General features: G+C 64.0%; 17 protein-coding genes. 10 read left to right on the plus strand and 7 right to left on the minus strand.

Annotated features, from left to right (window positions below; all coding sequences use genetic code 11):
• Positions 1-401: 401 nt before the first annotated feature.
• Genes LVJ94_31545 through LVJ94_31560 form a run of 4 tightly spaced genes read left to right on the plus strand, consistent with a single transcriptional unit; the run spans position 402 to position 4,949 of the window.
• Complete coding sequence (locus tag LVJ94_31545; GenBank protein WXB01440.1) at positions 402-1,367, plus strand: substrate-binding domain-containing protein; 966 nt, start codon at positions 402-404, stop codon at positions 1,365-1,367.
• On the plus strand, positions 1,364-2,914 hold the full coding sequence (locus LVJ94_31550; GenBank protein ID WXB01441.1) for a sugar ABC transporter ATP-binding protein: 1,551 nt from the start codon (positions 1,364-1,366) through the stop codon (positions 2,912-2,914). Before LVJ94_31545 ends, LVJ94_31550 begins: the two co-directional genes overlap by 4 nt.
• A gap of 15 nt (positions 2,915-2,929) precedes the next feature.
• The gene (locus tag LVJ94_31555) at positions 2,930-3,910 is read left to right on the plus strand and encodes an ABC transporter permease (protein WXB01442.1); all 981 of its coding nucleotides are present in this window, start codon (positions 2,930-2,932) and stop codon (positions 3,908-3,910) included.
• A 19-nt stretch (positions 3,911-3,929) separates the two neighbouring features.
• Positions 3,930-4,949, plus strand: coding sequence for a substrate-binding domain-containing protein (locus LVJ94_31560; protein ID WXB01443.1), 1,020 nt, complete (start codon positions 3,930-3,932; stop codon positions 4,947-4,949).
• A 3-nt stretch (positions 4,950-4,952) separates the two neighbouring features.
• Here LVJ94_31560 and LVJ94_31565 read toward each other — a convergent pair whose 3' ends face one another.
• Positions 4,953-5,597 (minus strand): TetR/AcrR family transcriptional regulator, encoded by a 645-nt coding sequence (locus LVJ94_31565; GenBank protein WXB01444.1) that lies wholly within the window; start codon positions 5,595-5,597, stop codon positions 4,953-4,955.
• 136 nt (positions 5,598-5,733) lie between these two features.
• On the opposite strand from LVJ94_31565, the gene LVJ94_31570 reads away from it, so the two are divergent.
• The gene (locus LVJ94_31570; protein ID WXB01445.1) at positions 5,734-5,886 is read left to right on the plus strand and encodes a hypothetical protein; all 153 of its coding nucleotides are present in this window, start codon (positions 5,734-5,736) and stop codon (positions 5,884-5,886) included.
• A gap of 12 nt (positions 5,887-5,898) precedes the next feature.
• On the plus strand, positions 5,899-6,219 hold the full coding sequence (locus tag LVJ94_31575) for a hypothetical protein (GenBank protein WXB01446.1): 321 nt from the start codon (positions 5,899-5,901) through the stop codon (positions 6,217-6,219).
• Between the two features lie 4 nt (positions 6,220-6,223).
• Here LVJ94_31575 and LVJ94_31580 read toward each other — a convergent pair whose 3' ends face one another.
• From LVJ94_31580 to LVJ94_31600, 5 genes are read right to left on the minus strand one after another with little or no spacing between them, the layout of a single operon-like run.
• Entirely contained in the window at positions 6,224-7,156 is a 933-nt protein-coding gene (locus tag LVJ94_31580; GenBank protein WXB01447.1) for a hypothetical protein, read from the minus strand.
• Positions 7,153-7,626 carry a cupin domain-containing protein gene (locus LVJ94_31585; protein WXB01448.1) on the minus strand — a complete coding sequence of 158 codons (474 nt, stop codon included), beginning with the start codon at positions 7,624-7,626 and terminating at the stop codon, positions 7,153-7,155. The genes LVJ94_31580 and LVJ94_31585 overlap by 4 nt, the downstream gene beginning before the upstream one ends.
• Positions 7,623-8,564, minus strand: coding sequence for a hypothetical protein (locus tag LVJ94_31590; protein ID WXB01449.1), 942 nt, complete (start codon positions 8,562-8,564; stop codon positions 7,623-7,625). Before LVJ94_31590 ends, LVJ94_31585 begins: the two co-directional genes overlap by 4 nt.
• A gap of 13 nt (positions 8,565-8,577) precedes the next feature.
• Complete coding sequence (locus LVJ94_31595; GenBank protein WXB01450.1) at positions 8,578-9,594, minus strand: PEGA domain-containing protein; 1,017 nt, start codon at positions 9,592-9,594, stop codon at positions 8,578-8,580.
• Positions 9,595-9,606: 12 nt separating this feature from the next.
• Positions 9,607-11,022 (minus strand): serine/threonine protein kinase, encoded by a 1,416-nt coding sequence (locus LVJ94_31600; GenBank protein WXB01451.1) that lies wholly within the window; start codon positions 11,020-11,022, stop codon positions 9,607-9,609.
• Between the two features lie 214 nt (positions 11,023-11,236).
• Here LVJ94_31600 and LVJ94_31605 point away from each other — a divergent pair, with 214 nt between their 5' ends.
• From LVJ94_31605 to LVJ94_31620, 4 genes are read left to right on the plus strand one after another with little or no spacing between them, the layout of a single operon-like run.
• The gene (locus LVJ94_31605) at positions 11,237-12,478 is read left to right on the plus strand and encodes a pyridoxal phosphate-dependent aminotransferase (GenBank protein ID WXB01452.1); all 1,242 of its coding nucleotides are present in this window, start codon (positions 11,237-11,239) and stop codon (positions 12,476-12,478) included.
• Entirely contained in the window at positions 12,475-13,695 is a 1,221-nt protein-coding gene (locus LVJ94_31610; GenBank protein ID WXB01453.1) for a hypothetical protein, read from the plus strand. The genes LVJ94_31605 and LVJ94_31610 overlap by 4 nt, the downstream gene beginning before the upstream one ends.
• Entirely contained in the window at positions 13,685-15,046 is a 1,362-nt protein-coding gene (locus LVJ94_31615; protein WXB01454.1) for an OmpA family protein, read from the plus strand. Before LVJ94_31610 ends, LVJ94_31615 begins: the two co-directional genes overlap by 11 nt.
• A gap of 19 nt (positions 15,047-15,065) precedes the next feature.
• Positions 15,066-17,462 carry a hypothetical protein gene (locus LVJ94_31620; GenBank protein WXB01455.1) on the plus strand — a complete coding sequence of 799 codons (2,397 nt, stop codon included), beginning with the start codon at positions 15,066-15,068 and terminating at the stop codon, positions 17,460-17,462.
• 1,052 nt (positions 17,463-18,514) lie between these two features.
• On the opposite strand, the gene LVJ94_31625 is transcribed toward LVJ94_31620, so the two are convergent.
• Positions 18,515-22,222 (minus strand): hypothetical protein, encoded by a 3,708-nt coding sequence (locus tag LVJ94_31625; GenBank protein ID WXB01456.1) that lies wholly within the window; start codon positions 22,220-22,222, stop codon positions 18,515-18,517.
• Positions 22,223-22,437 lie beyond the last annotated feature (215 nt).

Here is a 22,437-nt window from a genome sequence, read left to right on the forward strand (position 1 = left end):
CGCGGCGCGGAGCGTTTTTTTGGGTTTTCAGTTGCCCACTTGGGCTGATTGAAAAATCTCAAAACCTTCCCGCCTTCCCGCCTTCATGTGATCCCTCTCCAGGCGCTCCCTGCGTCAGAGACTTGCGGCAAGCAGCGACACTGACTGGCGTAATCGTCTGCTCTGCTATATTTTGGGTTCGTCTCGATTATCGTTCAGCTTTACCGCGATGCGTCACGGTTGACCCTGTATGGAGCCGATGGTATCGATGTCATGGGCTCATGGTATCGATACCACCGAACAGAGGTTCTACGGTTCACGAGGTTGCGCGGCGGGCGGGGGTCGCCAGCATCACCGTCTCGCGCGTTCTCAACGACCACGCGTCGGTGAGCGAGCCGACGCGGCGCAGGGTCCAGGAGGCCATGCGTGAACTCAATTACGTGCCGAACGCCCTGGCGCAAAGCCTCAAGGGCCGCTCCACGCGCACCCTCGGGCTCGTCGTCGGCGACGTCTCCAACCCGTTCTTCACCTTGCTGGCGCGCGGCCTCGAGGATGCGGCCACCGCCGCCGGCTACTCCGTCATCCTCTGCAACAGCGACGACGATCCCAAGAAGGAGAAAGCCTACCTCGAGATCCTCGCGCGCCGCCGCGTCGACGGCCTCGTGCTCACGCCCTCCCAGACGGATCCGCAGCCGGTGCTCGATTGGGCGCGCCAGAGCGGCCCGGTGTGCCTCGTCGACCGGCCCGTCGCCGGCCTGGATTTCCATGCCGCCGGCATCGATGTCGTCCGCGGCGAAAGCCTTCTCGCCGCGGAAAAGCTCGTCGAGCACCTCATTTCGCACGGCCACAAGCGCATCGCCATCGTCAACGGCCCCCCCACCCTGGCCACCGCCGTCGATCGCTTGAACGGCTACCGACGTGCGCTCACCGTCGCGGGCCTCAAGGTGGACAAGCGCCTCGAGCGCGAAGGGCAATTCTCCGTAGAGAGCGGCCGCGAGACCACCTTGGAGCTGCTCGCCAAAAAGCCGGCGCCTACGGCGATTTTCGCCACGAACAACCAGCTCGCCCTCGGTGCCATGCTGGCCGCGCGCGATCGCGGACTGCGCATTCCCGACGACCTGGCCTTGGTCACCTTCGAGGACATCCCGCACGTGGCCGACGTGTGGCCCTTCATCAGCGTGGCCGCGCAGGCGGCCGCCTCCATGGGGCAGGAAGCGGGGCGCTTCATCCTCGAACGCATCCAACGCCATGGCGCCCACCACGCCCAGCTCAAAGGAGGCGGCGCCAAAGACGAGCCGCTCCACGGGCGCGAGCTCGTGCTCGACACGGAGCTTCGCCTGCGCCGCTCGTGTGGATGCGCCTCTGCCTCCGGAGGCATCTTCCCATGAGCCAGGCGCCGCTGCTCGAGGCCAAGCACGTCTCGAAGTCGTTCGGCCCCAATGCGGTGCTGCGCGATGTCTCGTTCGACGTGCTTCCCGGTGAGGTGCACATCCTCGCGGGCGAAAATGGCGCGGGCAAGAGCACCCTGCTCAACATCCTTTCCGGCATTCACACGCAGTACGAGGGCGAGCTCCGGGTCGGCGGCGTCCTCCAGAGATTCCAAGCCCCCAAAGATGCCGTGCGCGCGGGCGTAGCCACGGTGCATCAGGAGCTCTCGCTCATTGGGCCGCTCAGCCTGACGGACAACCTGTTCCTCGGCCGCGAGCACACCAACGCCTTCGGCATCATCGATGCGCGGCGACAAGCGCGCGAGGCGCGTGCCCTTTTGCGCGAGCTCGATTTGGACCTGGGCGAATTGAACGAGGACGACCCCGTCGAACGCTTGCCCATCTCGACGCAGCAGCTCGTGGAAATCGCCAAGGCCCTCGCCGCCAAGGCCCATGTGCTCCTTTTGGACGAACCCACCAGCGCCCTGCGCGAGCCCGAGGCCGAGCGCCTCTTCGAGCGCATCGAAGCGCTGAAACGGCAGGGCAAAGGCATCGTCTACGTCTCGCACAAGATGGACGAGATCTACCGCCTCGCCGACCGCATCACGGTGCTGCGCGACGGCGCGTTGGTGGGCACCAAGCCCGCCGCCGACCTTCCCGCGCACAAGCTCGTCGAGTGGATGATCGGCCGCGATCTTCCCTCCGGCGCGCACGCCAGCGCCGCAGGACACGACGTCGCGCTGAAGGTCGAGCACCTTACCGTAAATGGTATCGATACCAACTCATCCGGTAGGCCCGAGGTCGACGACGTCTCCTTCGAGGTGCGCGCCGGCGAAATCCTCGGCCTCGCGGGCTTGCGCGGGTCCGGCGTGAGCGATGTGCTGCACGCGCTCTTCGGCGATCGCGCGGGCCGCGCCATGGGCACCGTGCATCTGCGCTCCCGCGACGGAACGACCTCGCGCATCGACATCGCGCGCGCGCTCCCCTCCCCCACCGAGGCCATCGCCCGGCGCATCATGCTCCTGACCAACGACCGCAAAGGCAAAGGCCTGGTCCTCGACATGGACTCGAAGGAGAACGCGTCGCTGGCCAGCCTGCCCCGTTATTCGCCGCAAGGCATCGTGCGCGATCGCTTGGAAACGGAGGCCACCCGGCGCGTCTTCGGCCAGCTCGGCGTGCGCGGGCAGACGGCCGCGCCGGTGCGCCTGCTCTCGGGCGGCAACCAGCAGAAGGTCGTCCTCGCGAAGTGCCTTCTCACGGAGCCCGAGGTGCTTCTGCTCGACGAGCCCACGCGCGGTGTGGACGTCGGCGCCAAGGCCGAGATCTACGGCTTGCTCGCGGAGTGGGCGCGCCAGGGCATGGCCATCGTCCTGGTCACCTCCGAATTGCCCGAGCTGCTGCGCCTCTCGGACCGCATCGTCGTGCTGCACCGCGGCCAACGCACCGCAGAGTTTTCCCGCACCGAAGCGACGCAGGAGAAGGTTCTCCACGCCGCCTTCGGCGCCTGAAATCCGTACACCGCCATGAAGTTACCTCGTTTCGTTTCCTCCCTTCTTTCGTCGCCCGTGGGGCGCGCGGTGCTCGCGCTGGTGGGGATGCTCGTGCTCGGCGCGATCTTCAACGCCGACGGTGCCTTTTTCCATTGGACCACCCACCGCGACATGCTGCGGCAGCTCTCCGTCTACGGAATGCTCGCCTGCGGGATGACCTTGGTCATCATCACCAGCGGCATCGATCTTTCGGTGTCGAGCGTGCTCGCCGCCTGTGCCGTCGGCTTCTCGCTGATGACCATCCACATGCAGATGAATCCGTGGGTGGCCATCGTCGCGGTGCTCCTCGGGGGCACCGCCGTGGGCGCGGTCTCGGGTGTGTTCGTGGGGCGCTTCAAGATTCAGCCCTTCGTCGTCACCCTCGCTGCGATGGTGCTGCTCCGCGGATTGGCCAAACATTTGTCCGGCGGGCAAAAGATCTCGACGTACATCGCCGACGCGGACAAAACGGTCACGCTGCCGCCCATCTTCGAACGGATCGACGCGCGCGTCCTCGGCGACAACATCGCCATCGTCACGTTGATCTTTCTCTTCTGCGTGCTCGTTTCGGCCATTCTCCTGCGGCATTCGCGTCTCGGCCGCTACTTCTACGCGACCGGCGGCAATGCCGAAGCGGCGCGGCTATCTGGCGTTCCGGTCACGCGCACGTTGATCCTCGCCTATGCGCTATCGGGCCTCTTTTCCGCCATCGCGGGCGTGTGCCAGGCCGCGCAAGAGCAGCAAGGCGACCCCGAGACGGGCATGGGCTACGAGCTCCAGGCCATCGCCATCGTGGTCATCGGCGGCACCAACCTGGCCGGCGGCCGTGGTGGCATGGGCCTCACCTTGGTGGGTGCCCTCACCATTGGATATTTGCAAAAGATCCTCAGCATCAACGCCGTGGGCGAGGCCAGCCGGCTCATGCTCACCGGCGCCATCATCGTCTGCGCGGTGCTCCTCCAGCGCCGCAAATAGCCACAAAAGAGAGGTCCACATGAAGATGCACACCCGACTCAACCTGTTTGGATTGGCGATGGTGGCCTTGGCCGGGGGCTGTAGCAAAAACGAATCACCCGCACCCGATACCAAGGCCGCCGCCTCGGCATCCGCCCCGACGACGACGGGCGCCAAGAAGCACAAAGGCACGCCGGAGGATCCGTACGTGGTCGGCATGAGCCAGTGCAACCTGGGCGAGCCATGGCGCGCGCAGATGAACGACGATGTCCGCAAGGCGGCCGAGAAGCACCCGAACATCAAGGTCATCTTCAAGGATGCACAGAACGACTCGCTGGTGCAGCGCTCCCAGCTCGAGGAGTTCGTCAATCAGGGTGTGGACGTGATCCTCATCAGCCCCAAAGAGGCCGCCCCGCTCACCGAGCCGGTCGCCAAAGCCTTCCATGGCGGCATTCCGGTCATCGTGCTCGATCGCGCGCTCCTCAAGGAGGAGTACACGAGCTTCATCGGCGCCGACAATGTGAAGATCGGGCGCGAAGCGGGCAAATGGGTCGCGGAGACCTTGGGCGGAAAAGGGAACATCGTGGAGCTCAAAGGGCTGATGACTTCCGTGCCCGGGCAAGATCGCCACCGAGGCTTTCTCGAGGGCCTCGATGTGAAGGCGCACCCCGGCATCAAGGTGGTCTTCGAGGCCGACATGCAATGGCTCGAGCCGAATGCGCGCAAGGAAATGGAGTCGGCGTTGGCGCGCCAGCCCAAGGTCGACGTCGTCTATGCGCACAATGATCCGGGCGCCCACGGCGCGTACCTCGCGGCCAAGCAGGTGGGGCGCGAGAAGCAGATGAAGTTCGTGGGCATCGATGCCCTTCCGCAAGAGGGCGTTCAATACGTGAAGGACGGCATCCTCAGCGTGACCTTCCAGTACCCCACCGGCGGCACCGAAGCGGTGGACATGGCCCTCAAGGTGCTCGCCGGCGAAACGGTACCCAAGAAGGTCACCTTGGCCACCAAGGTTTTCACCCACGACAACGCAGCCACCGGCGGCCAGGCGATTCCGTAGCTTCTAGGACTTGCGGGCGGCGGCAGGGCGCTTCGCGCGGGTGACCGGTTTTGCGATGCTTCCGCCGCCGTTTTGTGCCCCGACGAGCAGCATCTCGATGAGCCGTTCGAGCTTCGCGTCGTCGAAGCACTGGTTCATGAAGAAGATGACGTTCATCACGGCGCCGGCCATCGCGTCGAGGAGCATCGCACCATCGACGCCGCGCGGCAGCTCGCCGCGGGCTATGGCGCGGTCAACGATCTTCCGCGAGTCCGCATCCTTTCGCTCGCTAATCGCCTCGATGACCGCGGCCAACTCGGGGTGGGCCTTCCCGCCGAACATCAGCCGCATGATGCCTTGCATCTCCGGTGAGAGGCAGAAATCGCGCACGGTGCGAAGGAACCCCAGGAGATCTGCGCGCAGGCTGCCGTGATCGGGCACGCTGATGCGCACATCGGTGACATCGTCCAGGGTGGCCCGCACCAGGTCGAGCTTCGTCGGCCACCGGCGGTAAAGCGTGCTCTTGTTGACCCCGGCTCGCTCCGCGACCGTTTCCATGGAGAGCGACTCGAAATCGACCCGCGCCAGCTCGGCCAACGTCGCATCGAAAATCTTCGAAACGAGCTGTTCTCCGCGGATTTGCTTCGGTCTGTCGCGACGGGCGGGCATGGAGGCAGTATGCGGTTCCAGGGGCACATTGCAACGAAGTCGTTGCGATGCGCCCACGGAGTGCTAGAGAGCTAACGCAACGAAGTCGTTGCGATGTGCGCCCCCACCCACGGGGCCTGCGCAGGGAGCTCTTTCCATGCTGCGTACCGTTTTCACTACGTTTTCCGTGATTTCCTGGGGCTTCATCCTCGCGGCCTGTAGGCGGCCCGTCGCCACGTCCGTGCTGCTCGTGGGCTTCGTGGTGGTGGGGCTCTTGATGGGCGAACCGATTCTCTGCCCGGACTACTGATCGCGCGCCACCATGGTGTTCTTCATCCTGCACCGATGGGGCGCGAGCGAGCGCACGAGGGATCCTAGCGTCGTCGAGGCCCTTCTGTCGGAACTCGACGCGCAGGAGCCCACCGACGAACTCACCAGCGTGTCCCTCTGCTTGCCCTCGGGTTGGTGCCTGAGCGCCTTCCCAAGTGGCCTCGTGATCTTCGAGAACGTGGAAGAGGCGTCCGCCCCGCCGCGCTACATGCGCGTCGCCTCACGCAATAGCGCCCGCGAGCTCATGGAATTGCTAGCAAGGCAGCAATTCCACGATCTCCAACAGCGCGCCTGGCTGCCCTATCGCGGTTAGCGATTCACGGGCCGGCGTCGCCCCTCAGTGGGATATTCCATTTTTGGCTGAGGTATTGCTGCACCGCGTCGTGATGGGCTGTCGGGAGGCGGTGATCGTAAATCAGAACCTCGGCGATGAAACCATTGAAATAACTCGTGGGCGTGAGGGGCGGCGCTGCAGCATCCAGCTGGTACGCGGCGTTGGCCCCGATCAGTGATCCGTAGGGATTGAAGAGCAGTACATGACCGTAACGGTCGCCCCCGGTAAGCGGCACGGCGTTGGAAAACGCCGAGTACCCCTCGAGCGTCGCGATGACGGAAAAGATCTGCGGCTTCCAGACCTCGGCCCCATCCACCCCCGCGCTGTAAATCGGCTGATTGCCCGATCCGAAGCTCTCGACGACGTTGTTGTCAAAGTGCGGATGTGCGCCATGAAACGATCCGAACTGCCAAAGTCCATAGGTCAGGTGCGGCCCACCGTCGGGCGCATTGATCTCTTTGGAGTGAAAGACGATGAAGCCCTCCCCAGCTGGGAGACCGGCCAACGAAGGGCCTTTGAGGTATTGCCCAACCGGCTGCGAGAACGCGAGCGCGCTCATCTTGCCTTCGTTCATCGCGGTATAGTCGAAGGTCGGCGCAGGCTGCCCCTCGACGGGTACGAAGTTTTTCGGCGGCGACTCACCCGACTTATCCAGCCAGTTCGTCACCGTCTCGTCCGATCCCGCGTTCTTTCGCTTCACCGAATTTCCATCGGCGCCGTCCAACCAGAGGGTCAAACCGGGGATCGTTTTCGGAAACGGTTGCGCACCGCCGGCATCGGGATCGGGAGTCTGCCCGTCCCGATTGCCTCCGTCGCTATTCGGGGTCTCCGGCACCTCCGCCGGCTCCTCACCCGTACACATGACGCCAGCCAGCGATGCCCCCGCAGCGGCGAGAAGCAAGAGTACGCGTTTCATTTCGCCTCCGCAGGAATCATGGTGGCGGGACCTTCTCCCACGATTTGCAACGTAGCCTCCTCGTCTTTGGCGCCGTCGTAATGAACGCCTTTGGCAAAGTGCGTGACAAAACTTCCCGCGGGCATGGCGACGGTGCTCTCCGGCTCGTACTTGTTCCCGGTGCCAACCCACCACGTTCCCGAGAGAACCGTGATGAATCGGTCATTCGGATGAAAATGCGGACGGCTCATATGATGAGGCGCCCACTTCACCAGCATGATGTACGTCCCCGGTTTCGTGGGATCGCCGCGCAACACCGCGGTTTTCAAACCGCCGCCTTCGTCCTTCCACGCAATTTGGTTCGGCTTTTTGTACACCAAAGCCGCCGGATTCAAATCTGCCTTGGCGGGTTGTAGAAATGCCAACAACGCCACCATCGCACCGACGCCCGAAGCCAATGGCCGGGTTCCGACGAGCGTTCTCCTCGTCATGTGCCACCGTCCTTCAGCGCGATTCCCCACTTGGCCGAGAGATACGATTGGATCTTTTGATGATCGGACGGCGGGAGCGCCCGGTTGTAAATGACGACTTCCGCGATGTAGCCGTTGAAGTAGTTGAACTCGGTGGCTGGATTGATACCCGAATTGGGACTCGTGGCTCCAAGAAGGGAACCGTTTACGTTGAAGCCCTGCGAATAACCCCCCGAGGGGGCGTTCATCGCCAACGTAGCGCCATTGTAATAGTAAGTGCTTGGACTGGGCTTCGTCGCAACCACGCCGAAGATGTGTGGCTCCCAAATGCTATCTCCCGGGGCGACCGCGCCGAGAAACACGCCATTCTGGTTGCTTCCGAAGGTGTCGACCACGTAGCCGTGGTCGTCCGGGTGGAAGCTCGCCACGTTGCCGAAGTGCCAAAAGCCGTACGCCGCCGAGGCATCCCGCTCGATACCAAACGTTTTCCGCACCGATTGGACGACGACGAAGACTTCCGAGGCGGAGAGCGTCAACGCGCGGCCCACGAGATATTGGCTGTAGTTTTGACTGAAATTCACCGACCCCAGAGTGTTTCCGTTCATCGAGTTGGACGCAAACTTCGGCGCACGCACGGGTGCGGTCGGGGCGTAGTCGTAGGGTGGGTTGGATCCGGATTTGTCGAGCCATTTGACGACGGTTTCGTCGAAGCCAGGACTCTTCCGCTGCACGCTGTTCGAATCGGCGCCGTCGAGCCAGACGACCAGGCCCTCTACGGTCTTCGGCACCGCAGGACCAGCATCGACGCCGGTGTCGGGCGGCACGAACGTATCCGGCTCACCGGAGTCCCTCTCCGGGATGGCCGGCAGCGGGCCAGGTTCATCGCCGATGCATGCGGCGAGAATCGCACTTCCGAGCGAGACGGTGGAAACGGCAATAAGTGCAAAAACACGCTTCATGTTGGCTCCGTTCTCAGAATTGGAAGCTCGCGCTCGCGCCGGCCGTATTCGGCGAGAGGAGCGGCGTCACGCGCGCGGTGGATTCCTTGCGCTCTTTTCCAGTGACCACGAGGTAGACGCCCACACCAATGGCCACCATGCCCGTGGCCCCGGCCACGAGGGCGATGGTCTGGCTCGTCTTCGCCTTGTCGTGATCGTCCATCGCGGCATCGTGTTGAATCTCGGCGTTGGTGCGCCGTCCCTCGGCGTTGTAGTCGAGGGCCTTGTTCTGCTCGCGGTCGGCCTTGTCACCATAACTCTTGGCCCGCAGCCCGAAGAAGATGCCCGTGCCCAGGGCCAGAATGCCGGCGCCGCCGACGACGTAGCCCACCGTGCTGCGCGTGTTCGACTGCGCGGGCGAAGGAGTGGACTCTTCCCCCTTGGGAAAGACGTTGGCCGGCTGCGTCGCGGCGTTGGGGTCTTCCAGCGGCGGCACCGGAACGCGGGTGTTGCCGGGGCCGGGCTCGAACTTCACCTTCTGCGACCACGTCTTTTTCTTCGGGGCCGAGACGGTGATCTCGTGCTCGCCCGGATCGACGGGAATGGCGGCACCCAAGGCCACGGAGCCCAACGACTCGCCATCGAGTTGCACCTCGGTGCCGGGGGGCGGCTGGGGGACTTCGACGACCATCCGGCGAAGTTGCTTTTCGAGCGCCACCGCGTGCGAACGTGCGTAGGCTTCGCGATCCTTTTGGCCCGCGCGCACGGTGCCGGCGATGGCCTCGTTGAATTCCGCCCACGCGCTGGCGGTTTTGCCTTCCTTCTCGTGGCAGCTGGCCAGGTTGAGCAAGGTGCCCGTCGCGGGTTCGAGCTTCTGGCTTTGGCCGAACTTGATGCATGCATCATGCACATTTCCACTGGCCATCAGACGCTGCCCCTCTTGGTAGAGGGATTCGGCGGCCGCCGCGGAGCTCTGGGCATTCGCCGGCAGCGAAGTCAGCGTGGTGCCGGTAAGCACCAGTGTGGTGAGGCCTGCTATCGCAAGTCGCATATTTCCTCGTGGTCAGAAGCGGGTGGCTTTCGTAGGGTCGAACTCGGGGGCTCCCGTGACGCTGGGAGCGGCCGTGGAACTAGGGGAGGCGCTGGCTGCGGAGTGAGGCCGGCGGGGCGGCTTCGTTCCCGCGTCCGCGATGGCGGCCGCCGACGCGGACGGTGAAAGTCCCGCTTCCTCGGTCGGCCGCGCCGGTTCGGCGGTAAGAACCGGATGCGCGGTTTCAGGCGGCGGCGCGGGCGAAGACACGGGCGACGCCAGCACGGGGGGCGCTGCCGGCGGTATCTTGGTGCGCGACGCGAGAAAGATGGCCACGATGCTGCCCGCGACCACGAAGGCCACGGGGATGATCAGTAGGTAAGCCAGCAAGGAGCGGCCTTGGCGAGGCTGCGTGTTCCCCATGGTGGACGCGGACGCGTTCGCGCGGCTGTCGGCCCACGCTTGCGCGGTCTGCCCGTGGGGAGCGTGGGGCGGCGGCGGGATGGAGGGACCTTCGGCAAGCGGCGCTGTGGCCGCGGCGGGGACGTCGAAGAAGCCGCGAATGTGCTCCACCGAATCGCGCGAGCGCACGGCAAAAGGAGCCAGGGCGCACGCCAGTTGGTACGCATTGGCGATGCGGCGCTGGGGATCGCGCTGGAGGCATGCTGCCACGGTGGCCTGCAACTCGTGCGGCACGTCGGGTCGGTGCTGCCCGAGGGGAATGGGATCTTGCTCGAGAATCGCCGCAAAGAGCTCGCCCATCGACTCGCCGCGAAAGGGCAAGGCGCCGGTGAGCATCTCGTACAGCATGACGCCGATCGACCAAATGTCGGAGCGGCGGTCGACGCTCTTGGCGCTGCGCAATTGCTCCGGCGACATGTACAGCGGAGAGCCGAGCATGGCCCGCGTCGAGGTGAGCGCGTGGTCTTGCTCCGTGAGCGGATCGTTCACCTTGGAAATGCCGAAGTCGAGCACCTTCACGACCTCGGTGCCGTTGGTCCGGCGCGCGAGGAACAGGTTTCCCGGCTTCAGATCCCGGTGCACGATGCCGTGGTGGTGGGCTTCCGCCACGGCCTCCAAGGCCTGCAGCACGTAGTCCGCCGCTTGCCCCACGGGCATGCGCGGGTGCTGCCGGAGGAACGAGGAGAGATCCACGCCCTCGAGCAACTCGAGCACCATGTACGCGAGACCATCCGGCGTACGCCCCGCGGCGAAAACACGCGCCACGTGCTCGCCCTCGATGCGGGCGGCCGCGCGACCCTCGTTGATGAAGCGGGTCACCGCTTGAGGTACAGCCGCGACATGTGGGAGCAGGAGCTTGACCGCGACCCGACGGGACAGGTCCATGTCAACCGCGGCATACACAGCCCCCATGCCGCCTTTTCCGACGAGGCGCTCGATCCGGTACTTGTCGAGAAATAGGTCGCCAGGCTGCAAAATTCCCGTCACTTTGCAAATGGTACGCGATCCGTACCGCGAAGTGGATACCTAGTCTTTCGGCCGGCCGCAGCATCTGTTGCGCGCATCGCCCAGGCCGATTCGATTTTTTTCCCGATGTCGCTCTGCCGACGTCTCGCCCACGGTCGACGCCGCTCTTGACAGGCAGGCCGAAGTAGGGTGCAGCGCAGTGCGCCAACCCTTGCTAGGCTGCACGCCGCCCACGATGCCCGACGGAAACGCACTCCCTTCCATCCCCGTTCCACGTCACCTTCACTCGGTTCGCTATGAGATTCGGGGCCCTCTCGCCCGACGCGCTTGGGAGATGGAGCGGCAGGGGCTCGAGATCGTCAAGCTGAACATCGGCAACCCGGCATCGTTCGGCTTTCGCACACCGGAAGCCATGCGACGCGCCATCGTGGACAACTTGAGCGCCGCCGAAGAGTACGTGCACCAAAAGGGCATTTTCCCGGCGCGCGAGGCCATCGTCGCCGAGTCGCAGTCGAAGGGCGTTCACGGCGTCACCGTGGACGACGTCTTCCTCGGCAACGGCGTCTCCGAGTTGATCCTCATGTGCCTCGAGGCGCTGCTCGAGCCGGGCGACGAGGTGCTGCTCCCCTCGCCCGACTATCCTTTGTGGACGGCGGCGGTCTCCCTCACCGGCGCCCGGGCCGTTCACTACCCGTGTCGCTCGGAGCACGAGTTTTGTCCCGATCCCGAGGAAGTAGCCCGCCTCATCACACCGCGGACCAAGGCGCTGGTGCTCATCAATCCGAACAACCCCACCGGCGCCGTGTATCCGCCGCGCGTGGTGGAGGCGATGGTGCGACTCGCCGAGAAGCACCGCATCGTCTTGTTCTCGGACGAGATCTACGACCGCATCCTGTACGACGGGGCGAAGCACACGCCGGTGGCCACACTCTGCCAGGACACCCTGTGCGCCACGTTCGGCGGTCTTTCCAAGGTGTACCGCGCGTGCGGCTACCGCGTCGGTTGGGTGGCCTTCAGCGGGCGTAAGTCCCACGCGTCGAGTTACCTGCAGACGATGGAACTTCTCGCCTCGCTCCGCCTTTGCAGCAACGTGCCCGGCCAGTGGGCCGTGCAGACCGCCCTCGGCGGCCATCAGAGCATTTACGAACTGACGGCACCGGAGGGTCGACTCGGCCGCCAGCGCGCCGCCGTGCTGGAGGGCGTGAAGCGCTCGAAATACCTGCAGGTGGTTCCGCCGGCGGGGGCCATGTACGGGTTCATTCGTGTGAATCGGGAGCGCCTGCCGACGTTCGACGACAACGCCTTCGCCATGGCGCTGCTCGAGGAGAAGAAGGTGCTCGTCGTTCCGGGTTCGAGCTTCAACGTCGATTACACGGACCACTTCCGAACCACGATTCTCCCGCACGAAGATACGCTGAGGGACGTCTTCGCCCGCATCGAGGATTTGCTCGACGGGTGGGCCGCCACGACTCCGTGAAGGAACACGACCGATTCGGGCGCTTCGAAGGAGCGCCCGGGTGGGTTCTGCACGATCTGCTGGGCGATCTGCTGCTCGCCTTCGCGGACGATGCGCGCTCGGTGAAATGGCCGCGCGAACGGATCGCGGCGTTCGAGTTGCAACGCTGGCTGGCCGATGGCTGGGCGCGACGCACGCTGCTGGAAATCTACCGCGAGCTCACGGGACTTTCCGCGCACGGATGGCGGGAGGACGTCGATGGGGAGGTGCTGGCGGCGTTGCTGCGCGCGCTCGATGCGCGGGAGCTGCTCGTCTTTCGCCTTCCGACGCCCTTGCTGATCGAGGTGCCGTTTCCAAAGCAGCCCGAGCGCCCGCCCATCGGTCCGAGCGACAAGGAAGATTGGATCGGCGTGCTCTTGGTGGACGCCCAGGAGCGCCCGGTCACCGGTGCACGCTGCGAGGTGACCCCCGATGGCGGAGCCTCGCAGGAGCGCGCGCTCGGTGAGGGCGGCCGGGCGCGATTCGGCGGCGTCAGCGGCGGAACGGCGTACATCGATTTTCCCGAGATCGATGCCAGCGAATGGCAGCCGGGGATTTCGCCCTCGTCCGCGGGGCGGATGCATGTCGTCGAGCAAGGGGATCACGTGGCGGGTCTCGCCGCGCAATCGGGATTTCGCACCTACAAGACGATATGGAATCATCCTAAGAATGCGAAATTGGCATCGCTTCGTGCGAGCCCGAATGCGCTGTTGCCGGGTGACGAGCTTTTCATTCCGAACAAGAAGAGCCGCCCCACGCAGCGTGCGACCAATACGGAACACCGCTTCGTGCTGCAGCGCGACGCCCTGCGCCTTCGCGTGCGCATCACCGATGGCATCTGCGCGCCGATGGCAGGGGCCGCATGTGCGGTGGACGTGGGCGGCATTTCGGAGACGTCGGCGCTCGACGGCGACGGGAAGCTCGACGAGCCGATCGACGCGTTCCAGGGCGCGGGGACGATTGCCCTGGGGGATCTGGTGCTCGCCGTGTCGATTGGCACGCTCGATCCGCACGACGAAAAGAGCGGTATCGCCGCGCGCTTGGTGAACCTGGGCTACGAGGTGAGCGATCCCAGCGAATCGGACTTCGAGGAGACCCTCGCGTGGGCCATCGAAGAGTTCCAATGCGATCACGGTTTGTCCATCCGGGGCACGGTGGATGCGGTGAAGGACGATTTGGAGAAGGTCTATGGCTGCTGAAAACGCTGCTTCGGAAGGTACACCGCTGTCGAAGATCGAAGGGCTCTCCGACGGCGGCATCGCGGCGCGCCATCCGGAGCGGCGCGTGCATCTTCAGCTCGCGCCGTCGTTCGAGGTGGACGAAACCTTCAACAGTGTGCGGGCAACCCTGAGCCCCATGGCGTGCTGGCGGCTGGACAGTGTGCGTTTCGGCTTCGATGCATCGTTCATCCATGCCGAGGCCCGCGAGGAGTTCGTCGCGCTGGCGGCGTTGGCCACGGAGCTGGAAGGCGCCCCGCTTTCCATTTTCGGGCACGCGGATTCGACGAACACGGACGACTACAACAAGCACTTGAGCAGCCGTCGCGCGGAGGCCGTCTACGCGGTCCTGACGCGGCGAACGGATATCTGGGAAAGGCTGCACGAGTCGCCCTACGGCGGCGACGACTGGAGAAAGCAGCGCGTGGTGGGGGCGATGCTGACGGCGCTCGGCTACGAAGCGGCGTCGGTGGACGAGGTGAAGCGCTTTCAATCCGAGCACGATTGCACCGCCGATGGCGAGGTGGGGCCGCAGACGCGCGGGGCATTGTTCGAAGCTTACATGGACCTTTTGTGCACCGAGGTGGAGGGCGCGACGCCCTTTCGGGTGGAGGCTGCGCGGTTCTTGGGCCAGGGCACGAACGCGGACGGCAAGGGCGATTACCAAGCCTGCAGCGACTTCAACCCCGCCGTGGTCTTCTCGAGCGACGAAGAGAACGAGTTCAAGAAGGGCGAAAACAAGCAAAAGCGCGACAACGCCCACGCTCCGAGCCGGCGCATCGTCGTGTACTTTTTCCGCCCCGGCACGGTGATCGCGGTCGACCGCTGGCCGTGTCCAACGGCGAAGGAGGACGCCGCCGCGTGCAAAAAGCGCTTTTGGTCCGATGCGGACACGCGGCGCAAACCGGGCACCGAGCGCCGCACGTTCGCCAAGCATCGCAACACCTTCGCGTGCCGTTTCTACCACGGGCTGGCCATGCGCTCGCCGTGCGAACGGCTCGGCGGCACGCAGCGCGTGACGTTCAAGCTGGTCGACTACATGGGATACAAGTTGGAATATGCACCTTGCTTCGTCATCGTCGAATCTGGCTACCGCGACGCGGTGAGCGATGGCGAAGGTCTGGTGAGCACCGTGATGCCCGAAGGCCCGCCCATGGTGATGATGCCATCCGGCCAATTCGTCCGATTCGACGAGGCGTATCCGTATTACGAGAACGATCCGGTGAGCAACCTTCGCGAAGGGTCGTCCCCGCCGGCTCCTCGGAGTGAGGACAGTCGGTACGACGGGGAGGATCTCCTGGAGGCGCTCTTCTCGTCCTCGGGGAAGACCTAACGAGAACAGCGAGGCCCCTATGCCGCCCAACGACCCCAAGGCCCCGAAGAAAAAGCCAGCCCCGGCCAAGCCGAAGCCCAAGAAGGAAACGTACGACTATTTCTATTGTACGAATCAAAAATGTTCGTTCCATGCGATGTTCCTGCTGAAGGACGCCCCCAAGAATCTGTCCGAAAATGCGACGTGCCCCACGTGCAAGACGGGCAAGATCGCGCTGATTCAAACGGACAGCATGACGGCGCTGACCACGAGCAGCGTGGGCGTGGTTCCGCCGAGCGAACCGTATGGCGGTTTGATCCTGACCTTCGGTGACAACGACGACAAGAGCACCTGGGAAGAAGCGTCCCAGAGCGCCCCGCAACATACGAGCGCACGCTACGTATGCGAGCTGCAGCGCGATCTCTTGCGGCTAGGCTTTCTGTCCCCCGAACGCGGCGCCGATCCCTGGGGCCAATTCGGCACGCCCACGATGTTCGCGGTGTTGGATCTGAAGAGGCATCTTACGCTTTTTCTCGGTGTGAAGGGGTCGGACGATCCCACGCTTCTCGGCCCCGCCCTCGCGGGTCCTCCCGCGCCCGGCGGGCCGATTTACTTTCGATCGCTGCGCAACCCGGCGCTGTTTCTGCGCAAAGACGTCGAAAAGTGGGGCCCTTGGTTCGACGGTCTGCTGCGGACGTTCGACGCGTGGCAGAAGGTTTGGGGCGTGCGCCGGATCCGAGGGCTGATCGACTCCAAAGGCGCTTTCGACGAAGCGGACAATGCGTTGGTCGAATTCAGCAAGAGCGCAAAGGCTCTCGCGGGTGAGAAGCCAAAGACCGCCGACGAGCGCGCCAAGCACGATGCCGCGGTCCAGGCCCTTGCCGGAAGCGTGTGGCGACTTGGAAAGAGCATCGATGGCACGGCGACCCCGGAAAAGCTGCCAACGGCGCTGGCCCAGGTGACGCAGCGAATTGCGCAACTCCGGCAAACGGCCCGCGCCGCGCGCAAGGCGCTGGAGTCGAACGGGGAGACGTTCGCCCAAATGCACGAGCGGCTGAAGACGCTCAAAGCGGATTTGGACGATCGCATCGAGCGAACGAAGGCAAGTGCTCTAAAATCGAGCACGTACCAAGGCCCGCTCCCCGACTACAAAGATTACAATGCCGCGGACGCGCAAAAGACGATGGCGAAGACGTTGCCGCAATGGTTCGCCCGGGGCTCGTCGTTGGTGAGGCTCGAAGCCTCGGTCGAGGAGGTGGCCGCACGATGGAAGGTAGATTCCTTGCACTCTCCGGAGAGCATCGAACCCCCCGGCTGGGACGACTTCACGAGGTTACCCATCGCAATCGATGGCCGTTTGCAGGAGTATCATGCGCGTATCGCGGATCCGGATCTGGACGGCAATGCCCTTTGGATAAACTACCGCCGCGAGCTCCGCGACTTCGCCCGCGTCGACCGCGAAACCGCGCGCTGCATTCGCGAAATGGTCTTCACGGGAACCTTGCGCGGCAAAGCCGTATTCCTCCGTCCGATGAACGACGAAATCGACACATCGGGCGTGGCGAATCTGGATGAAGCCGTGAAGGAGATTGTGGACGACTGGCGACATCAGATTCCGGTTTCCACCGGCGGAAAACTGACACTCACACGAGACAATTTCCCGATCGCGGTCTACCGATTCATCTTGGGTCATGAGAGCGGTGCTGCTCATGCGAAAGACTACAAAGGAACATCGTTCGTGATCCTGGGCATCGATTGGAGCGGAGGGCCCGTTAGTCCAAGCGAGCACACGACCGATCCCGTGAAACTATCCACGAGTCGAGGCTGGGGGTTGACGCAAATGACGCTCTTCGAGAAAAGGCTCGAAGATACTCAACCTGACGGCTCGAACCGCTCGTACAACATTCACGGTGGAATTCCATACAATGCAGAAAAAGAGCCCGACCGGCCAAGCCCTAGTAGCATTCGATCTGCAAAAGAGAACCTGCGGGCCGGCGTCAGGCTGTTCGTGCAATCGTCGGACGCATCACTTGCGAAGCGCAACTGCACGTTCAAAGACAAGTTCAACTGCAAGGATTGCGCAAAGCACTTCAAAGTCACACCACTTCGCGACGAGAAGAACAAGGTCGTTCGCAAGGGTGCATCGATCGTATTCGATGATGACGCCACGGAATTTGCCCGAATTCGGAACGACAACGGCGTAAGCTGGAGTTATGAGATCAAGGACGTCGAAATGCTTCGTGCACATCTAAGTGACGGAGACTTTTCCATTCCGGGTCTTACGTTGGACGAAGACACGCCGGACGCCGTGCTCGAACCCCACCGCATCGAATTTCCATGCTCATGGTATTTCAACGTCTTCCATTACGCGGGAGCTGGCGAACAGGCTTATTTCTACGCGATGGAGGCCATTTGGACCCTGAAAGGCAAATCCTAGCTATCGTTGTGGAACGACGATAGGGTCACCCACACACCGGAAACCGACAGTGGCGTCCGGAGCATCCATATCGAGTTGAGCGCGAAAATTGAGCAAACCGGTTTTTCCCATCCAGGGGTCTCCGAACGTGCTCCCGCGTGCGATGCGTTCGCCATTGCAACTGGTTCTCGGAGACGCGCTACTACACGTATTCGATGCGGTCCATTCTCGTACGTTGAAAAGCATGTCGAGAGCGCCGAAAGGACTTCGGTCGTCCTTGGCGGTCCCGACACTGCACGGACCATCCGGAAACAACGGATCCGAGCTCGGAGGCGGGAAGCCCGGCGGACGCGGACGATTCCGGCCGGTCCGGCCGGCGCACAGGTTGGGATGTTCCGGATCATTCTCTAAGGATAGATTTTGATCGCCCCAAGGGAACACGCGTCCGTCGCTTCCTCGCGCTGCGTATTCCCATTCCTCTTCCGTCGGTAGTCGTTTTCCGGTTCGTCGACAAAACTGATCCGCTTGCGTCCAGGTCACACAGATGGCTGGAGGGTTCTTTGCGGTTCCAAAATCACACTCTTGTTGATTCGAGTCTTCTTTTGGAATAGCTCCACAGTTGCAACGCTCACGAAATGCTTCACGGGTGACCTCCGTGCGATCGATGCAAAATGCACCCAACGTCACCGAGTGAGCCGGGAGGTGCTTTGGATTCGTGGGCGGCGGCGCGACGGGGCCCATCGTAAAGGTCCCCGAGGGAACGAACACCATGTCACTGGGACACGTCCCCTTGGTGATGCCGAGGAATTTCGACGGAGCCGGGGCACTCGAGCTGCCGGAGGGAGATGCATCGACATTCGCGGCGGCGCTGCTGGCGGCGATGGATTCGGGGGCCGTCGATTTGGAGCGGCATGCTGAAAGTGGCGCCGTGGCAAGGGCCACCGCTAGGAATATCCTAAGTCCGCGCCGGTGCATGCGCGCACGATAGAGGATGCGGGCGGCTACGTTAAGAGCGAAAGCGTTTCGCGCTTGCTCGGCGGCGAGTGGCGTTGCGTCGGCGCACTAGGTCCCGATCAGTTACCAATCGACTGGAAGCGACTCTCGTCGCGCTCGTTGGTCAGGAGCACGCGCGTGTCGTCCCAGGTTACGCCGATGGCCACGTTGAGGCGGCGGGTGCGCGAATTGATATGAACCAGCTCGGGCGGGTACTTTGCGCAGGCGCTCCCGCGACCTGGATCGCAGTGCGTTGCGCCGGCTCCGAATGAGGTGCCCGCCAAGCGGATGCCCTCGCCGCCGTCGACGATGATCGGAATGGCCTGCGGCAGCGTGCCATCGCTGCGGGCAGGAATGGCATAGCCATTGTCGATTTCACCCTTGAAGAGCTGGAAAGGCTGCGTGGGGTTGATGACCAGCAAGCTGCCTTTCCACTCGGCATGATCGGCGACGATATGATTGTAGAGCGCCTCGACGGTGACGCCGGCGTCGATGAAGATGCTGCCGTACACGGCGCCGGGGGCATCGACGAGGATGTCGCTGAAGCGCTGGTTCGAGCCGCCGGCGATGACCAAAGGAAGCTTTACGCGGCCCGAATACAGATGGTGGTAGGTGTTGCCGTCGCCGTTGGTGACCAGGATGCCCGTGCGCCCCGAGCCGCGGTTCAGCGAGACCTCGTCGAAGGTCGAGCCCGAACTATCGCCGGCGAAGGTCACACCGAACGACGTTCCGTGCAGCGCCACGGAAGCGTACGTCCCCTTGACGGCGTTCAACGCGAAGAGGCCCGCACCGAGATCGATCGAGAGCTCGCGCACGGCCACGCCCTCGAGCCGCGGCTCCGTGCAGCCATCGGTCTCCGTGCTTCGCCGCACGGGGAACCACACGGGCTGAAGGTACGAAGCCACGTGACCACGAACCGCGTAACCCCGGTTCGTACCGCGACTGACGTCGTCGTGGAGATCGAGCGCCACCAACGTGTCGTCGCCGTTCTGCGGCAACGCCGTCGGCGCGACGTAGGCGCCTGGCGCATACAGGGCCGCCTTCGATAGGCGAACCGCATCGATGCTGCCCTTGATCGCGGGGGCGTGCACCCTCGCGCCGAAGCCGTACGTTCGCGCGCCCACCGTCACGTCTTCGTGCAACCCCTGCGAAACCGTCCCCGTCGCGGGCGCCGACGCCACCGGCTCGGGATTGCCGCCCACGCGGCTCGCGAAGAGACGAACGTCGTGGCCGTCGTATGCGAGTGCCACGTGGTACGAAGTCCCCATCGCGAGCGCGGGGCCTTGCAGCTCGTAGGTCTTGCCGCCTGCGGTCAGCGATCCCGTGAGCCCCCGTCCGTTGACCCCCAAGGTGAACGCCGACGTGCACCCGGGCAATGCGCCCCCGCTTCCGAGGCAGCCATTGCTCTGCAGAATTCCCCCGTACCCCTGCGACGGTTCACGCAATTTGACGATGGCCTCCGCCGTGAACGCCGTGAGCCCATCGATGTCCCCGGCGGGCGAAGCGTCGCGCAAATCGAGCCATGCCGCACCGTCGAACCCGCGCGAGCCCTCCGGTTCGAGCACCAACGCCGGGCCGCCGCCGGACCTCGTTGCGAGCACGCTCCCCGCGCGTTGAGCGCCCTCCAGATTCAGGCCATTGCAAGATACCAATACGGGCTTGTCCACCACGTACGGCTTTGCCCCCACGGGGAAGAACACCGTGCTCGTCTTCCCGCGGTGCTGCGCCGCGCACGCCACGTCCACGGCGCTCTGAATCCCGTTGTACGAGTCGGACACGCCATCGGCCACGGCGCCGAACTTCGTCACGTCGAACACCGTGCCCCGAGCCACCTGGCCTTTGACCACGGCGGATGCCGAGGGAAAACGAGGGATGCCGCCCGGATCGGGAACCGCCGTCGGATCCACCGCGAGCGATACCAGCCGGGAATCGTCGGACCAGGGCACGTCCGAATCCTTGGTGCCGCCGAGAACCACCGTGGGCTTCCACTTGGTATTCCCCGACGAATCGACCACGTGCACCACCGCAGGTCCCGAAGCCGTCCCGGTGAACGAGGTTCCCTGAATCACCGCCGCGGCCGCCCCGGTCGAATTCAGCAATCGGTGAAGAAGAACGGGCGACGTTGGCTGGTTGGGATTCGTCATATTCCCAATATGGCCGCCCTGTATTTGCAGATTGCCCCAAGGAATCACGGAGGCAATGGCCCCGCGCCAAGCGGAGCTCGTACCGCTCGCGTCGATGTTCACGCCGTTCAGCACCGCGCTGTCGTAGTAGAGCACCATGCCGTAAACCGTCGACGTGGGGTTCGGCTTCACCGTCACATTGGTCAACATCACCTGCGCGCCACCGCCGTTCAAAAACGGAATCGTCTGTCCTTCGACTTTGATATCGCGGAATTCCGTCCCTCCCGCGACGGTCGACACCAGTCCGAACCGCCCGCGGCCTCCCCCCGCCGTGGCTTCGATATCCTCGTACGATGATAGGCGATTGGTACCCATCATCGCGACGCCGTAGTCGCAGCCGAGGCACCTCAAATGCGAGAAGCGCGAGCCAATGACCCCGTACCCGAAGATCCCCATGCCTCCTTCGACGGTAAAATCATGAAGGCGAATGGCGTTCAGGCCGATGCCTGGGGTCATGATCTCGTTACGAATCGGCAGCCAGAACGGCTTGCCCCTCGAATGGGCCAAGGTGAGGCTCTTCGAATTGACCAGCGCGGGCCTGCCGGGGGGCGCAGGCGGTGGCGCAGGCAGCTCCTCGAAGTTCACCAGGGCCATGGTGGCCGCGTCGTCCTCGAATTTGGCCGTGGGGCGATCGAAATCCTCGGTGTAGCGAACCGTGTCGGACAGGCGCACCGAATCGATGTTGCCTTTGATGGGCTGTGCTCTCGGTTGCAGGTCGAAGCCATGCCAAAACGGCCCCACGCTCACCGTCTCGTCGGCCTGTTGAACGATGGGGCCACTCGCAACTTGGCAGGCGACCTTCTTGCCGTCGAGAAAGAGCTTCACCATCGCGCCGTCGTACGTCACCGCCACGTGGTGCGCTTCGTTCGGCGAGAGCGACCATGCCTCGGCGCCACCCTCGCGCGGGCACTTGTTGGACGACGCGCCCGCCGGCCCGCCGACGGAGACCAAACGACCGCCCGCAGTGACCGAGGCGGAGAGATAAGGCCTCGCCCCGCCCACCGACACCACGCCCATGATGTACGCGCCGCCGTTCGTATTGCACGGAAAAGCCGCATTCGACACGCAGCCAAAACTTTGTGTGATGTACGTCGAACCGGGAAGGTCGCCGGTGAGCTTGATCACCGCCTCCGCGGTCAATGCGCTCTTCCCGTTCAATTCGACCGCGGGGATCTCGCGCAGATCCAAATGCCAATTGGTGCCGTCGGTTACCACCGAGCGGCCCGAGCCCACCAAGGCGGGTTCGGTGGGAATCGGTTTCCAGTCCGGGGTGAGCACCACGGCAGGCCCCTCGAACTTCGGTTGAAGTGTCACGCCATCGCGGCATGCGCCGACCAACTCGAAACCATCGCACTTGGCGGTCAGCGGACGGCTGATCGCGTACCGCCCGGCGGGCAGGTACACAGCCGGTGGCGATCCCGACCCCACGGATTTGGCGCACGCGGCATCGATGGCCGACTGAATCCCCGGAAAGGCGTCGCTGCCGTCGGGTTTGGCCCCGAAGTCGGCAACATTGAGCACGTCGCCGTTGCCATCGGGGACGACCTGCTTGCAGATGCCGCTCAGTCTCGGCTCGACCGACGGGCCACCGTCCTTTTCGTCCACCGCCCCGGAGGAAGCCCCGTCGCTCTGACCGCAACCGGCAGCAAGAAGACCAGCGGCACAAACTCGCAAAATAAACGCGGATGGCCGATTGCGCATGAACATGGGAGGGCGTCCTTTCTACGGTTCCTGTGTTCAATTGGGGGGACCGGCCGTTTTCCGTCACCGTGCCGGCCGAAGTAGACGGCACAATTTTTGCCGGCACCAACCCGACCTGA

Source organism: Sorangiineae bacterium MSr11367 (assembly GCA_037157805.1).
GTDB lineage: Bacteria > Myxococcota_A > Polyangia > Polyangiales > Polyangiaceae > Pendulispora > Pendulispora rubella.